12 protein-coding genes are annotated in these 15,887 nt (G+C 56.3%); 6 read left to right on the forward strand and 6 right to left on the reverse strand.

Annotation, left to right across the window (positions count from 1 at the left end; translation table 11 throughout):
- Nucleotides 1-180: 180 nt before the first annotated feature.
- From PCI15_RS23360 to PCI15_RS23370, 3 genes are read left to right on the forward strand one after another with little or no spacing between them, the layout of a single operon-like run.
- Entirely contained in the window at nt 181-876 is a 696-nt protein-coding gene (locus PCI15_RS23360; RefSeq protein WP_271272263.1) for a hypothetical protein, read from the forward strand.
- Nucleotides 877-890: 14 nt separating this feature from the next.
- Nucleotides 891-1,964 carry a low-specificity L-threonine aldolase gene (gene ltaE, locus PCI15_RS23365; RefSeq protein WP_336296724.1) on the forward strand — a complete coding sequence of 358 codons (1,074 nt, stop codon included), beginning with the start codon at nt 891-893 and terminating at the stop codon, nt 1,962-1,964.
- A gap of 29 nt (nt 1,965-1,993) precedes the next feature.
- Nucleotides 1,994-3,433, forward strand: a complete 1,440-nt coding sequence (locus tag PCI15_RS23370; protein WP_271272264.1) for an aldehyde dehydrogenase family protein — start codon at nt 1,994-1,996, stop codon at nt 3,431-3,433.
- Nucleotides 3,434-3,446: 13 nt separating this feature from the next.
- Here PCI15_RS23370 and PCI15_RS23375 read toward each other — a convergent pair whose 3' ends face one another.
- Nucleotides 3,447-4,397 (reverse strand): GlxA family transcriptional regulator, encoded by a 951-nt coding sequence (locus PCI15_RS23375; RefSeq protein WP_271272265.1) that lies wholly within the window; start codon nt 4,395-4,397, stop codon nt 3,447-3,449.
- Between the two features lie 131 nt (nt 4,398-4,528).
- Here PCI15_RS23375 and PCI15_RS23380 point away from each other — a divergent pair, with 131 nt between their 5' ends.
- Nucleotides 4,529-6,076 carry a trimethylamine methyltransferase family protein gene (locus tag PCI15_RS23380; protein ID WP_271272266.1) on the forward strand — a complete coding sequence of 516 codons (1,548 nt, stop codon included), beginning with the start codon at nt 4,529-4,531 and terminating at the stop codon, nt 6,074-6,076.
- Between the two features lie 119 nt (nt 6,077-6,195).
- Here the strand turns inward: PCI15_RS23380 and PCI15_RS23385 are convergent, their stop codons facing one another.
- The 3 genes from PCI15_RS23385 to PCI15_RS23395 form a co-directional block, all read right to left on the reverse strand.
- Nucleotides 6,196-8,244 (reverse strand): oxidoreductase, encoded by a 2,049-nt coding sequence (locus PCI15_RS23385; protein WP_271272267.1) that lies wholly within the window; start codon nt 8,242-8,244, stop codon nt 6,196-6,198.
- A gap of 190 nt (nt 8,245-8,434) precedes the next feature.
- Nucleotides 8,435-9,814, reverse strand: coding sequence for an MmgE/PrpD family protein (locus tag PCI15_RS23390; protein WP_271272268.1), 1,380 nt, complete (start codon nt 9,812-9,814; stop codon nt 8,435-8,437).
- Between the two features lie 155 nt (nt 9,815-9,969).
- Nucleotides 9,970-10,950 carry a LysR family transcriptional regulator gene (locus tag PCI15_RS23395; protein WP_271272269.1) on the reverse strand — a complete coding sequence of 327 codons (981 nt, stop codon included), beginning with the start codon at nt 10,948-10,950 and terminating at the stop codon, nt 9,970-9,972.
- A gap of 107 nt (nt 10,951-11,057) precedes the next feature.
- On the opposite strand from PCI15_RS23395, the gene PCI15_RS23400 reads away from it, so the two are divergent.
- A complete protein-coding gene (locus tag PCI15_RS23400) occupies nt 11,058-11,546 on the forward strand; it encodes a GNAT family N-acetyltransferase (RefSeq protein ID WP_271272270.1) in 489 nt (162 codons plus the stop codon).
- Between the two features lie 101 nt (nt 11,547-11,647).
- A complete protein-coding gene (locus tag PCI15_RS23405; RefSeq protein ID WP_271272271.1) occupies nt 11,648-12,574 on the forward strand; it encodes a YiiX/YebB-like N1pC/P60 family cysteine hydrolase in 927 nt (308 codons plus the stop codon).
- On the opposite strand, the gene PCI15_RS23410 is transcribed toward PCI15_RS23405, so the two are convergent.
- Nucleotides 12,571-13,497 carry a DMT family transporter gene (locus PCI15_RS23410; RefSeq protein WP_271272272.1) on the reverse strand — a complete coding sequence of 309 codons (927 nt, stop codon included), beginning with the start codon at nt 13,495-13,497 and terminating at the stop codon, nt 12,571-12,573. The genes PCI15_RS23405 and PCI15_RS23410 overlap by 4 nt on opposite strands.
- 918 nt (nt 13,498-14,415) lie before the next feature.
- Nucleotides 14,416-15,759 (reverse strand): NAD(P)/FAD-dependent oxidoreductase, encoded by a 1,344-nt coding sequence (locus PCI15_RS23415; RefSeq protein WP_271272273.1) that lies wholly within the window; start codon nt 15,757-15,759, stop codon nt 14,416-14,418.
- Nucleotides 15,760-15,887 lie beyond the last annotated feature (128 nt).

Here is a 15,887-nt window from a genome sequence, read left to right on the forward strand (position 1 = left end):
GGTTTAAAATAAATATTGATCTAATTTAAAGATCAACTCATCCGAAAAATCCGTTTCCCAAAAACCGCCTCCCGGGATTAATCTAGCCCAAAATAACAACTTTCAGGTGCAGTCAGGTCTGCGCAGGTAAATATCTGCCGGCCCGATGCTACTGTTCTCACAAAATGAGGAACCCACACCATGTCCAGCTCTGAACAGTCTATTCAGCGTGATGCGGAACAAATGCAACAATGGTTAGCCGGCGATTTTGACACCACGTCCGTGGCATCTTTTAAACCGGGCCCGGGCATTGCCAAACTGGATCTGAAATTTGATATTGATGAATTGCGCAAATGCTACTTCGAATTGCAAAAGCACGTTGAAAACCTCGGCTCAGGCTTCCATGCTCTGGCGTTGACCCGCCGCCCGGGTGTTGAAGTGCCGGAGCCCTATGATCTGGTTGGCCGTTTCTGGACCCGCACCGACGACACCTATCAGGAGTATGCCCGCGACGAGATGGTGGACGAATCCCTGTTCACCGAATTCAACCCCCTGTTCAAAGACACCTACTTCGAAGAAGTACACAAACAGCTGATCGCCCGGTTCCCGATTGGCCGCATGCGGGTGCTGAAAAAAGACATTTATAACTGTAACTCCTGGCACCGTGACCCGGAGCCACGGCTGCACATTCCGGTTATCAGCAACCCCGGCTCCCTGTTTATCGTCAACCATCACTGTACCCACCTGCCGGCCGACGGCTCCGTCTATTTCACCGATACCCGCGGCTACCATACGGCGCTGAACGGCGGCGAAGATCCGCGAGTACACATCGTTGCGGCGTTACCTTATGAAGGTGCTATGCTCACTGACGAACAAGTCGCCAGTCAGAACTTCTGAAGGAAACCGAACCAATGACCAAACCCAGCAGCAGCTACTCCGGCATGGCCGGCCGTCAGGGCATTGCCGATAAGGACCTGATTGATTTTCGAAGTGACACCGTCACCCAGCCGTCCGCCGGAATGCGTGAAGCCATGGCCAGTGCCCGTGTCGGCGACGATGTATACGGCGAAGATCCCAGCCTGAACCTGCTTGAAGCACAGGTCGCTGAGCTGCTGGGCAAAGAAGCCGCACTGTTCTTCCCCACCGGCACCATGAGCAACCTGGCCGGCTTGCTGAGCCACTGCCAGCGGGGCGAAGAAGTGATTGTCGGTGATCAGTACCATATCTACCGGGACGAAGCCTGCGGCGCATCAGTACTGGGCGGCATCGCTATGCACCCTTTGCAAACCGATGCCCGTGGCAGCATCACCGTGGCCCAGCTGGCTGCGGCGATCAAACCGGACGACCCGCACTGTGCCATCAGCCGGTTGCTGTGTCTGGAAAACACTGTCGGCGGGGTGCTTCAGGATCAGGCCAATATTGATGCCCTGACAGACTATGCCCATCAGCAGGGGTTGCTGGTCCATATGGACGGTGCCCGCCTGCTACACGCCGCCGTGGCGCAGGATATATCTCCGGCCCGGCTGGTGCGTAATATCGACTCAGTTTCCCTGTGCCTGTCCAAAGGTATGGGCCTGCCCCTTGGCTCGGTGCTGAGCGGCACCAAAGCCTTTATTCAGCGGGCCAAACGGATGCGTAAACTGCTCGGTGGCGGCATGCGTCAGGCAGGTATTATCGGCGCGGCAGGCCTGTATGCACTGGAACATCACATTGACCGCCTGGCGGACGACCACCGCCGCGCCCGGACGCTGGCAGAAGGTCTGGCAGCCATCGACGGTCTGACGCTGGACCTGAGCACCATTGATACCAACATAATGTTCATCACGCCTGAGCCGGAAGACCATGCCGCCCTGCGCCTGTTTCTGGCAGACAACGGCGTGCTGATTGGCGGCCAGTCACCGTCCTGCCGGATGGTGGTCCACATGGACATTGATGATGCCGCCATCGCCCGTACCCTCGACTTATTCCGTCAGTATTACCAATAACGCCCCCGTTCAGCAGAGAAGTAACTTGTATGCAACAACTGCCTGCCCAGTGGCACAACTACATCAATGGCCGGTGGCATACCGGCCAGAGCGGCAATCTGAGTGTCGAAAATCCGGCTGACCTGAGCAAGGTTGCCGATATCAGTCTGGCCGGCCCGGCAGACGTTGAGGCCGCGGTAACGGCCGCCCGTGACTGCCATAACAGTGGCGTACTGCCCGCCATGCGTCCGGTGGAACGGGGCCGGCTGGTACGGAAAATGGGCGACTATCTGCTGGCAAACTGCAGCGAAATTGCCCGGGTACTGACGCTGGAAACAGGTAAGCCGCTGGCGGAATCGGCTGGGGAGATTCAGGGCGCTGCCCGCTATTTCGAGTATTACGCCAATCAGGCAGAAACCGTCGATGGCCGTTCTATTCCACTGGGCAACGACTACATCGACTACACCGTTTACGAGCCGTTTGGGGTCACCGCCCACATAGTGCCGTGGAACTTCCCGGTGGAAATGATCGCCCGGTCGGTTGCGCCGGCGCTGGTCACCGGCAATACCTGCGTCATCAAAACCCCGGAACTGACCCCGCTGGCCTGTACCTATATTGCTAAAGCCGCCGAATTTGCCGGCCTGCCAGAGGGTGCGGTCAATATTCTCTGCGGCTATGGTCATGAAGCCGGCGCGGCACTGTCGAACCACCCGGATATTGATCAGATCGTCTTCACCGGCTCAGTACAGACCGGCACCCTGATCGCCGAAGCCGCCGCCCGCAATTTAGTGCCCTGTGTACTGGAACTGGGGGGTAAATCTGCAGCAATCGTCTGTGAAGATGCGGATCTGGATACCGTGGTTGAATCCGTGCGCTGGGGTATTTTTTATAACGCCGGACAGGTCTGCTCGGCCCTGTCACGGATTATCGTCCATCGGGATATTCACGACGAACTGTTACAACGCCTGACTCAACTGGCCGAAAGCATCCGCATTGGCAGCCATGATGAAACCCCGGACATGGGCACGCTGGTGAGCATGGATCAGCAGCGCCGGGTCGGAGAATTCTGCCAGCAGGCAATACAGGCCGGTGCCATTGCCACCACCGGCGGCACAGCACCGGACCGCCCGGGAGCCTTCTTCCTGCCAACGGTCTTCAGTCAGGTCACCGCCGATATGGCCATCGCCACCGAAGAAGTCTTCGGCCCGGTACTGACGGTACAGGCCTTTGCTGATGATGCCGAAGCCATTCAGCTGGCCAACGGTACCGAATACAGTCTGGCGGGCGGTGTGTTCAGTAATGATTTACAACGGGTCATGCGGCTGTCACAACAGTTGAAAGCCGGACAGGTATACATCAACGAATGGTATGCCGGCGGCGTGGAAACCCCGTTCGGCGGCACCGGAAAATCCGGCTATGGCCGGGAGAAAGGCCGGGAAGGCTTACTGAATTACGTGCACAGTAAAAACGTAGCAATTCGTCTGAAATAGCTGCGACATGTGCCTAACGGCGGCGCTCTTCCCGGGGCGTGCGGCCATATTTCTGTTTATAACAGCGGGCAAAGTAAGACGCGGACGTAAAACCGCTGGCAGTGGCCACCTGTAACACCGATAAGGTGGATTGCTGCAGCAAATGCTGAGCCCGTTCCAGCCGGATCGTCATGTAATGGCTGGCCGGTGTGCATTGCAGATGCTCCTGAAACAGGCGCTCCAGCTGACGACTGGATAAGCCGACTCTGGAACCGATTTCCTGGCAGGTGAGGTGCTCTTCAATGTGATTGCGCATCAGTTCCAGCGCTTTCACCAACCGGGGATGATTCACCCGGTGACGCAGCTGCACCGCCATGCGCTGCTGTTCATGGGCACTGCGGATATGGGGGTGGATACACTGCTCTGCCACGTCGGTGGCCAGCGCTTCTCCGTGTTTATAGGAGATCAGCTGCAGCATCATATCCAGCCCGGCAAGGCCGCCGGAACAGGTAATAAACTGATCGCTGATTTCGAAGAGTTCGTCGGTCACTCTTAAGGCCGGAAAGTCTTCCCGGAGGCTTTCAATGTTTTCCCAGTGAATGGTGCAGGCATGTTCTTTCAGCAAGCCTGCCCGGGCCAGCAAGAGGCTGCCGGTAGAGGTTGCGCCCACGGCAATGCGCCGGCGACTCAGCCCCCGCAGCCAGGCGTACAGCTCCGGGGCATCCAGTTGGTGGGCATCAATGCCGGCCACCACAAACAGGGTTGAGAGGTCAGCAACATCCTGCATGTTGCGGCTCGGTGAAAACGGCAGGCCATTACTGCAGCAGACCGGCTGATCCTCACTGCAGTAGAAATCCCAGGCATAAAGGGTTTCACCCCGCAGCCGGTTTGCCATCCGCAGCGGCTCCAGCGTCGCCGCCAGTGACAGCATGGAAAAGTTAGCTGTCAGATAAAACCCTATACGTTCAACCGCCGGAGATGTCATGTCGCTCACCTGAGAATATGTCGGATAACAGACCTATATTGTCGTAAAAATTTTATTTTATCCAGCCGTGTTTCGCCATTATTAAATGCATCTACTCACAATAAAAAATTACCGATCAGGCAGTGACTCCCATGACTCAGTTGAAACGCCGCTCCCGTCGTAAACCTAAGGTTGCACCCGGCCCGAAGATTAATCCGGCACCTGCCGGTACTGAAGGCGGCAGTTTCCAGCCCCTCAGCCAGCAGGATATTCAGCGCATTGTTGATGCCGCCTATCAGGTGCTGGAACGCACCGGTGTCGAAGTCGGCCCAAGCCCCTGCCGAGACCTGTTTGAAGCCTCCGGCTGCCGGGTGGATGCAGAGAAAAACCGCGTATTCATTCCCGCACACCTGATCGATAAAGCCCGTGAGCTGGCCCGCCCGGAAGTCCTGCTGGCCGGCCGTGATCCGAAGTACGACCTGCAGCTGGGTGGCCGCAAGGTTTATCTGGGTACCGGTGGCCAGGCGGTTAAAATTCTTGATATTGACGATAAAGTCCGCGAAACCACCCTGGCGGATAATTACCACATTGGTCGCTTAGTCGACACACTGGATCATATTCACTTCTATATGCGCCCGGTCGTCTGCCGTGATCTGGCAAACGAAGAGATCGATATCAACCAGCTGTACGCCTGCATGAGTGCCACCAAAAAGCACGTCATGAGTAACGCTTACCTGCCTGAAAAAGTGGCTGACTTGCGTAAGATGGGTGAAATGATTGTCGGCGGCAAAGAGGCCTTTGATGCCCGTCCGCCATTATCATTCACCGCCTGCTGGACGGTGTCTCCGCTGCGGTATGCGATGGAAACCGTTGAAATTCTTGATGAAATCATCGACTACAACATTCCGGTGGTACTGTCATCTGCCCCACAGGCAGGCGCAACGTCACCGGCCTCGCTGGCAGGCACCCTGGTGCAGCTGACCGCTGAACAGCTGTCCGGTTTCACCTACGTCAACCTGAAGAGCCCGGGCTATCCGGCCATTATGGGTTGCGTACCGGCACAGGCCGACCTGCGAACCGGTTCGTTCACCGGCGGCTCGGCGGAATTTGCCCTGCTGAACGCCGCCTGCGCCCAGATCGCCCAGTTCCTCAACCTGCCAATCTACAACTCATCCGGCATTGCGGACTCCAAAGTGGGTGACGCCCAGGCAGGCTTTGAGAAAGGCATTACCACCGCCACCGCGGCGCTGGCCGGCTCCAACTATGTGCACCACTCGGCCGGCTTCCTGGAAAGCCTGCTGACCGTCGCCTACGAGCAATATGTCATCGATAATGACGTGAATGGCGCGGTAATGCGTCTGACCCGGGGCATTGAGGTCACCGATGAGTCACTGGCGGTGGATGTTATTCACGATGTCTGTAATGGCGACAATCACTACCTTGGTCACGCCCACACTATCGGCCTGATGACCAGCGAATACCTGTACCCAAGCGTATTTGACCGCCGTACCCGGGACGACTGGCAGGAAGCCGGCAGCATGGATATCCGTCAGGTAGCCAAACTGCGGGCTGCGGAAACCCTCAACAGCCACTTCCCGGACATCATCAGTGAAGAGATTGATCAGCAGTTGCGGGCGGAATTTGATATCAAACTGCCCCGTGAAGCGATGAAACCCGGCAGCTGGAGCGCCCCGGAATAAGACCGCTGTCACAGCCTCACTCCAAAGCGGGTAACAGAGGCCCTGCACCGGACTGATCCGTCCGGCTCAGGCTAGCCCGCTTTTTTCACGCCCGTGTCAGTGTCCTGCACGGGCTTTTTTCATGCCAGCAGACTGAAGCGTAATGCATCGTACAGGGCGGCATGCAGGCCCCGGTGGGCCAGCGCATCGCCGATGCGCAACAGTTTAAACTGCCCGTCAGGATTCAGTTCCGGTAACGTTAAACGGCCATCTACCAGTGCCTGCTGATCATACTGGCCGTGATTCACCGACGCCGCTTTCAGTTCAAAATACACCTCATCCAGCGGCTGGGTAGCATTTTCAGTGACCACCGCCTCCACCAGCAGATCCTGCTCAGCCCCGGTCAGCAGATTACGCAGGGTGACCCGTTTGCGGCCCGCTTCAGACACCACATTTACCGGCTCATGGTCCGCCATAAACTGAACACCTTTGGCGTACAGGCTGCGCATCGCGACCGAATGCGTGGTCGGCCCCAGTTCCCGCAGCGGGCTGTGATCCGGGGTGACAAAACGCACCGCACAACCGGCCAGTGCCAGCACCTCTGCCGTACTGGCGGCGGCCTGACCGCCCTGTTCATCAAATAACAGTACGTCACCGCTGAAGCGGTCTCCGCCCAATACATCCCAGCCCGTGTGGCAGTGCTGTTCACCGCTGAAGCCCAGCGCCATTGGCAGGCCACCGGTGGCCACAATGACCCAGTCCGGCTGTTCAGCAAGTACCCGTTCGGCATCTGCCCAGGTGTGGTAATGCACGGTCACACCCAGCTCATCGACCTGGCTGATCAGCCATTCAGACACACTGGCCATTTGTGCCCGGGTTTCCCCTTTAGCCGCCAGATTCAGCTGGCCTCCCAAACGGTCACCGGCTTCCAGTATCACCACCTGATGGCCACGCAGGCCCCAGACCCGCGCGGCTTCCAGGCCGGCTGGCCCGCCCCCGACAATGACAACCTTTTGCGGCTGCAGCCCTGTATCCCGGGTAATGACATGATTCATCTGCTGCTCACGGCCGGTGGCCGGATTATGACCGCACAGGGCATCTTTACCCTGATTCACCCGGTCCACACAGTAACCCATTCCCACGCAGGGACGGACTGAATCTTCGTCACCGGCGGCCAGTTTCTGCACCAGATACGGATCGGCAATCTGCGCCCGGGTCATACCCACCATATCCAGCAAGCCACTGCTAACCGCATGGCGGGCAGTGGCTATATCTGCAATGCCACCGGCATGGAGCACCGGCAGATCAACCGCCTCCTTCAGCCCGCCCACAATGCTCAGATGCGCCGCCGAGGGCATCCCCATCGGTGGAATCCAGCCCGCGAGACCGAGATCATCATAAGGTGCGCCGGCCAGCAGGTTAAAGAAGTCCAGCTGCCCGGTTTGCGCAATCGCCCGGGCGATCTGAATACATTCAGCAGCATCCATCCCGCCTTTCAGCAATTCATCAGCGGTCAGCCGCATGCCCACCACAAACTCCGGCCCCACCGCTGCCCGGACGCCGTCCAGCACTTCCATCACAAAACGCAGCCGGTTATGGGTATTGCCGCCGTAGCCATCGTCACGGGTATTGATCAGCGGCGAGAGAAACTGACCCAGTAAATGGGAGTGGGATAACAGTTCGATACCATCGAAACCGCCCTGCTGACAGCGCAGGGCGGTGTCACAGAACTGAGCAATCACCCGATCGATATCTTCCTGCTCCATCGCCTTGGGGTAACCCCGGTGCGCCCGTTCCCGCAACACCGATGGCCCGATTGCAGGCAACCAGTGACCGTCATCCGTCACTGTCCGGCGGCCCATATGGGTGATCTGGCACATGATGGCTGCGCCGTGCTGATGCACCCCGGCGGTTAACTGCTGAAACCAGGGAATGATGGAATCATCACCGGCGTATAACTGGCCGAAGACTGAGGGGCTGTCGGAGGCAATATTGGTCGAGCCGCCGATCATGGTCAGCGCGAGGCCACCTTTGGCTTTTTCTTCATGGTAGAGCCGGTAGCGGTCTCTGGGGTGGCCACCTTCCACATAGGACGGCGCATGGGCAGAGCTGAAAATCCGGTTGCGGAGGGTCAGGTGCCTTAGCTGAAAAGGCTCAAGAAGCGGGTCGGTACGTTTTGTATTCGCCATGTGTGCACTGCCATACGGATATTTTTATACAGGCCCCGGCACAGGTACTGCTGTGGCTATGGTGTGCCAGGCCCTTTTCTTATGACCCGAATATATGCACTGCGCCCACCGCCGACAAGCCTGTGCTTACAGGCCGGTCAGTGGCAGTCGCATGGTTTACAAAGCTGTCGCATACAGACATTGAAGATATTTAATCTTTCAGCAGTGCCAGATAGGCAACAATCTCATCGCTGTCCAGGGTCTGCAGATTCATCGACAGCTCAGCAATCGTCTGTCGGCGGGTATCCGCCACATAAGGGCCTGCCAGCGTATGGAATTTACTGATGATCTCATCTTCCGTCAGCGGATTTTCCGGATTACCCCGGGCGATACAGGGCTCGGAACTCAGTTCAGTGCCATCATTCAGCACGATGCGGGCATGGGCCCAGCGTTCCGCCGGGAACAGCGCATCGTACTCCGCCACTTCATGGGTGATTACCTTACCGCTGAGTGCCTGCCGGCGGGAATCTCCCAGTCCATCCGCAGTTTCAGCCACAGCCTCAGCAGTGACCACGCCATCGATCAATGCCGACGCCACCGAAAACGGCAGGCTGTACTGAGCCTGTTCCGTGGTGTCCGGGTGCTTCACATGTAAGCGCGCCCCCTGATGGAAGGTGTGAATATGGATTGCTGCTATGTCATCCGGGTTAACGCTGTGCTCACTGCGGATCTGCCGCACCGCCTCCACTGCCGGCTGCGCCCAGCGGCACACCGGATAGGCTTTAAAGTATTGCTCGAGAATGTACCAGCGTTCCCCCAGATCTGCCCAGATATCTGCCACCTGCTCATCGCTGATGGTAATCGCCGGAGCACCGGTAAAGCCATGTTCGGCCATCAGCGCACAGCTGACCCCGGCCAGCGCGCCCCAGCCGGAGCCGTCCTTCACCATAGTAGGATAATCAATACAGCGCATCATCTGGCTGCGCGGACCGTAAAACTCCGCACTGCCGATGGCCTCCCAGGTTTTCTCCCCATCCAGCCCCCGCAAGCGGGCAACCACGGCAGCCGCCGCCAGACCGTTCCACGCCCCGGAGGTGTGGTAATCATCTGCGGTGGCATGCAGGGCAATGCCCGCCCGGGTGGCAATTTCATAGCCCATCACCAGCGTGGTCAGCAATTCTTTACCGTCCACAGGGTTGGCACAGATCTGGCTCAGCATAGCCGGCAACACCGTCACGCCCACATGCCCCTTGGTCAGCACCTGACCGTCGTGGGCATCGACACTGTCGATCAGCATCGCACCGTATAACGCCGACCCGCAGGCACTGGCACTGGCACCCTCAAACAACAAAGGAATATCCCCGGGATACTGGCTCTGCACAAAACCGGACATAATCCGGCTCAGCCGGGTACTCTGCCCCGCTGCTGCCACGCCTAACAGATCCAGCAGGCAGATTTTTGCCTGTTGAACCACGGCCTCCGGCAGGCTCTCAAAGCGCAGGTTATGAATGAAGTCGAGACAGGCATCATGCCTTGGTGTGGTCTGGCTGCTTGTCTGAAGAGTGGTCTGATGAGTCGTCTGAGTGGTCATGGTAATTATTCTTCTCTGAACGTCAGTCGGCAGCTGTAAGATACAGCTGTAGCAGCTTCGACCTTACCCAATCCGGGGGCTGTAAAAAGAATAATTAAGCGACAAAAACACGCGACTAACCGGCAAAACACCGGCCGGATACCGCGGAGAAAACATCAGTAAGGGGGGAAGTCTTCCACGCTGTAAGCTTCCCGGGGTAACCAGTCAATTTCCGCCGGTAACTGCGGCACCAACTGGTTATCATAGATATCCCGGCAGATCCGGGTAATCTCCAGCGGCAGTGTGCCCAGCTCTTCCCGCCGGGCCAGCAGAAAGATATAACGGGCATGGCTGCCGGGGGTAATCGGCAGAGGCGTTACGCCTTTCAGTAACAGCGGGTTTTGCATCAGGCTCATGGTCGGTACAAACGCCCAGCCTTGCCCGCTCTGCACAAACTGCATCAGGGTCGTGGTGCTGTCGAGCTCATAACGGATCGCCTGCTCCACCCCGATACGCCGGGCAATCAGTTGGGTCAGGCTGCCCAGACGCAGCTCCCGGTTATAGCTGATACAGGGCAGCGCCTGCACCAGCGTACGGATATCCCGACCATAGGTTTTCACATGCTCATCCGCCACAATCAGTACGAACGGGTCCCGCAGCACGGGATACACTTCCAGCTCAGGATGCTGTTGCATCTGGTCACTGGTAATCAAAATATCAATGTCCCGCTCCAGCAGCGCATCTTTCAGGGGGGCCATCATCCCGGTACGCAAGGACAGCTTACGGGCGGAACTGGCCAACTGTTCCATAACTTTCTGGGCGGCCACATCGGCAAAAGAGTCGATCATCCCCAGCCGTAACCGGTCCAGACCTTCACTGGAAGCCAGCTGCACCGCTGCCATCATCTGCTGGCTTTCCCCCAGCAACTGCCGCGCGTAACGCAGCAATACCTGGCCGCTAAGCGTCAGCCGGGTTGGCCGGGCCCTGCGCACCACCAACGGCACCGCAAACAGAGTTTCCAGCTGTTTTAATGTCTGGGAGACCGCCGACTGGGTAATGCCCAGCCGCTCTGCCGCCTGCGTAATCGTTTCCGATTCAGCAATGGCAACAAAACTTTTCAGGGCACTCAGTTCAGCAAACTTTTCATTTTTCAGCACAGGGAATTCTCATCTGAACAGATGTTGCAACTATCAACCAAAGCATGAGCCACCACAAGTATAAATACGGTTTTACAGGGTTTCATCACCGCTCTAAGATAGAGCGCATGCAAACATCACCCGCCTTTAGCCTGAACCCCCTGGAAAACACCGCTGAACAGCGGCTGTCTGCTGCCCGGCTGATCTGTACCAATATGGGTGATTACTACCGCAAATATTCCATGGCCTGGAACCAGCAGATATTCGATCAGAACTGGCCTCACCGGCAAAATTTCAGCATCTGCCACGGCACCACGCCGATCGGATTACTCAGCCTCTCCCTGTATAACCGCCACGCTTATATCCGCGAATTACAGATCATGCCCGGCTGGCAGGGCCGGGGAGCCGGAAGCTGGGCCCTGCAGGTCACTGAAGAACTGGCCCGGCAACATAACTGCGAATGCCTGCGCCTCAAGGTGTTTATCTGTAATCCGGCACTGAAATTGTACGACCGGGCCGGCTTTCTGATCAAAATGCGCGACGGGAATATTTTCGGCATGGAGAAAAACATCACCGCGATCCCTTCTCAAACACCCGGCAGATACAGCCTTCGCTAACCACTTCAAAATCCTGAAAAAAGAGAAAATCCCTTTTTTACCCACCACATTGAGTGACGCCTGCTAAGCTTAGAGTAACCTGTCAGAAAGAGGGTATTACGGTGTTGCTGTTCAGTTATATTGGCCGCAAACTGGCACATTTCCTCGCTAAGCCCCATGATACCGAGGAGCTGTTTCCCACCAGTAATCCGGCACTGTTGCAAAGAACATTACGCAAAGGGGATATATTACTGGTCGAGGGTACCAGCCACTTCAGCACCAGCATCAAGTACCTTTCCCAGTCCACCTGGTCCCATGCGGCACTCTATATCGGCGATCATCTGAGCAGCCAGGAAGATCTCGACGCAGGCGTTGAACCCCTGTCACTGCTGGAAGCAGACATCGAATATGGTGTCAGGGTACTGCCGCTGAGCGCCTATGAAACCCTGCACAGCCGTATCTGCCGGCCGATCGGTTTATCGGAAAGTGAAATTAATCAGGTGATTCAGTTTGCGGTTACCCGCATCGGTGACAGTTACGATCTGAAAAACATCTTTGATCTGGCCCGTTACCTCATTCCTACTCCGCCGATTCCGACAAAATGGCGGCGTAAAGCACTGACGCTGGGCAGCGGCGACCCGACACGGGCGATCTGTTCGTCTCTGATAGCCCAGGCCTTTCAGTCAATTAAATATCCGATCCTGCCGGACATCATCTATGAAAATCCGGAAGACGCCGAGCGCATCAGTCACTATCAGCGGATGCACCGCCACCGGGACCCCAGCCTGTTTACCCCGAGGGATTTCGACGTATCCCCCTACTTTGAAGTCATCAAGCCCATGGTACAGAGCGGCTTTGACCACCATGCCATTAACTGGGTTGAGCCCCATCCGGCCGAAGAAGCCATCAGCACCGAACAGATACCGGTGGCTGAACCTGTGGGTGAACCAGTGGGTAACATGGCAAATACCACCAGCGTTCAAGCTCAGGCCGATATGGAAGCCGCTGCCATCCGGGTAGACATATCCACGGATAAATCCCCGGGCTAGCGCTTCACCGTCACCAGTAATCCGGCAGCGATAATCAGCAGCATGCCACACAGGGTCGCAACACCCGGCACCGTATTAAAAAACAGAAAATCCCACACCCCGACAAATACCAGATAGCTGTAATCGAAGGTGGCCACCAGTGGCGGTGGTGCCACCTGATACGCCCTCACCAGGGTAATGCTGATGCCAATGGTCAGAAACGCCAGCACCAAAAATAACAACCACTGCGCCCAGCCGGTTTCACTCCACTGTCCTAACAAAAACGGCAGCTCTGCCGCCGCTTCACCCGCCCCCTGCCAGCTATACAGGAGCAGGCTGAACACCGCCCCCAGCAACAGCAGCATCACCGTTAAAGATAACGCCAGCGCCGCCATCGGCATGGTCTGGCATTTACTGCGGGTGGTAACGTTCGTCAGGGCATACATCAGGCCGCCAAACACCGGAATCAGCGCCCAGGCGGTAAAAGCATCCCCGCCCGGCTGTAAAATAACCAGCACGCCGCAGAAGCCCATCCCGATGGCTACCCAGCCCCGCCGGGTCACCGGCTCGCCGAGGACAAATGCCGACAACAGAGTGACAAAAATCGGCCCGGTATAAAATCCGGCCGCGATGACCGACAAACTCAAAAAAGGAATGGCTGCATACAGGGAAATGTACATCAGCACCATAAACGCCGAACGGATCAGCGCCCATTTTTGCACCGCATCCCGCCAGATATTCTGCTGCTGACGCATCAGCATAGCCACCAGCAATAACAGCGGAATGGCCAGCACACCGCGCAGAGTAAAGATCTGCCAGAGGGTTAAATCGCCACTGTAATGCTTAACCAGTGCATCCTGAACCGACATCATAAAGACGGCAATCACAATCAGGCTGACACCCATTAACTTGCGGTCGGCGGCGGGCTGTATGGCGGCGGTCATATCAGGAACTCCTCAGGATCGGTCCGGATATCTTGCCGCACGGGGGTGATGAGGTACAGGTCAGTTTGTGCATAGTCATTATGCAGGAGCGACACTGCGTTAGGCTTTGTTATTTTTCGGTGCCAGATTGCAGGTTTATTGCTCTGAAGGAAGGTTTGGATAATCGGGTGTTTTTCTTTGTTTTTGTGCTGATATTTAACTTGGGATGATCTTTTTCGCTAACGCGATTCAAGACTTTTCTAACCACACAAAAGTCTTAAAAATCTAAAAGTGGCCCCACTGTTTGTCCGGCTTTGCCGGATACCCTGCGCTGCTATGTGCTCCTGCACTTTTTAGCTAAAAGCAGGCCGCTTCGCGCCCTCAGACAATGCATCCGCTTAATCATACAAAAACTGCGCTGCTCGGCTGCACAGAAAGGGGAAACTTGGTGCTAGCTTTAAACTCTCTGTTTTTTTAATAGCAAAAAGACAAAATCTGACTCCGAAACAACCGCTCAAGATATAAATCAGACAAGACCTTACAAGACCTTAAATAGCCTTCCACAATATCCACTACGAAGTCGCCCGATTCCCCTTCCGTGAAGCCGAGTACTTCAGCTTACAAATGAAATGGGGCGAGGACTGTCTGAGGACGCGAAGCGGCCGAGTTTCGCAGCCCCATTTGTAAGCTGGAGCACGCAGGGAATCCGGCGCAGCCGGACAAGCGGTGAGGCGGCGTTTGGATTCTTAAGGCCTTTGCGCCGTTCCAAAGGTCTTAAGTCGCGTAAGCGAAAAGATCATCTAAACCAGCGAGCCGGCAATATAATCAAGAAAACAACAGAGCTATCAGAAACAAATCCACAAGAAAAAACAAAAACGCCGGGCTAAATAGCCCGGCGTTTGGGTTGCGGTCAACAACCAGAAAATAACACTGGAGTGATCAGCTCCAAGGGAATGGGCTGTTAGAAGTCGGGTGCAACTTACCCTCTTCAAAACGGGAGAACCGGAAAGGCTCCAGCAGGCTTGGCTTCTCACCCACGACCTGTTCAGCCACCAGCTTACCTACGCCCAGCATCTTGTAACCGTGGTTAGAATCTGCGATCACGAAGCAGTTCTTACGGAAGGTGTCGAATACCGGGAAGCTGTCCGGCGTGAAGCAACCGATACCGCCGGAGGCTTCGTCCTTATACTTAGGAATCGTGCCTTCGAAACGCTTCTGACAGTGTGCCAGAGCAGATACCCACATGTGTGCAAAGTCAGGGCCTACGATGAACTCAGGGGACTCAGGCCCGTACGGATCAACCTGAACCGCATCAGCAGGCTTATCAACGATGAAGGGTGCCGCACCGCCCTGTACACCGCCGAAGTGGTAGTCAGGCTTGTAGTAAATGCCCCACATGTCTTCGGTGATCAGGGAACCGTCTACATCGGAATACAGCGGCGCATTGCTGTCTACGTGAATAACCGGTGGCATCTTGCCGTCGTTAGTCACCTGCAAGCCAGGGTCCACACCCAGAGTACCTTCCTGCAGTGACCAGTACACCCACATCGGTACGTCGGTGGCAATCTGGCCAGACGTCGGGTTCTTGATGTTGATGTGCTTCGGCAGGTCCAGCATTTCCCAGAAAGATTTCACCCACGGGCCGGCACCGATAACCACGTAATCGGTTTCGATGTCGCCCTTATTGGTTTCAACCTTGGTGATCGCGCCGTCAGTGGCCTGCTGGAAGCCGGTCACGGTTACACCGGTGATGATACGTACGCCTTCGGCTTCTGCTTTAGCCGCCAGACCGTACATCGCCTTAGTGTTGTTAGCATAGCCACCTGGCATTTCGTGCAGTACCGAGGTGATGCCCTGTGCCTGCCAGTCGTGGAAGATGGTCTTCATGTAATCGGTACAGTCTTTTTCACCTTCGATGAACTTAGACTCATAACCGATGGCCTGCTGCTGTTCGTAAATGGAAGCAACGTCTTCATGCATGGATTCCGGGCTGATCTGCATATAGCCAACCGGGTGGTAGCTGTATGCCTCCGGATCGCTTTCCCATACTTTCACACTGTGTGCCATCAGCTCACGCATTGCCGGCTGAAAATAGTTGTTACGGATAACACCGCAGGCGATGCCGGTCGCACCGGCAGAGATGCCGGACTTATCCAGAATGATAATGTCTTCGCCGCTGCCTTTACCGCGTTTTTTCAGTTCCAGCGCCAGGTGATACGCGGTGCTCAGACCGTGAATACCGGCACCAACGATCACATAAGGTGAACTCTTTGGGAATGCCATGTTGTCGTTCCTGTTATTTTTGCAGGACTGAAGTCCCGTCTACTTATTGCAATTTGTTGTTTGCCGCCATCACCGCAGAATCACGGTCTGGCCGCTGATTTTTATGAACCCGGCCGAAACCGGGTCCG

This window comes from Aliamphritea hakodatensis (assembly GCF_024347195.1).
GTDB classification, from domain to species: Bacteria; Pseudomonadota; Gammaproteobacteria; order Pseudomonadales; family Balneatricaceae; genus Amphritea; species Amphritea hakodatensis.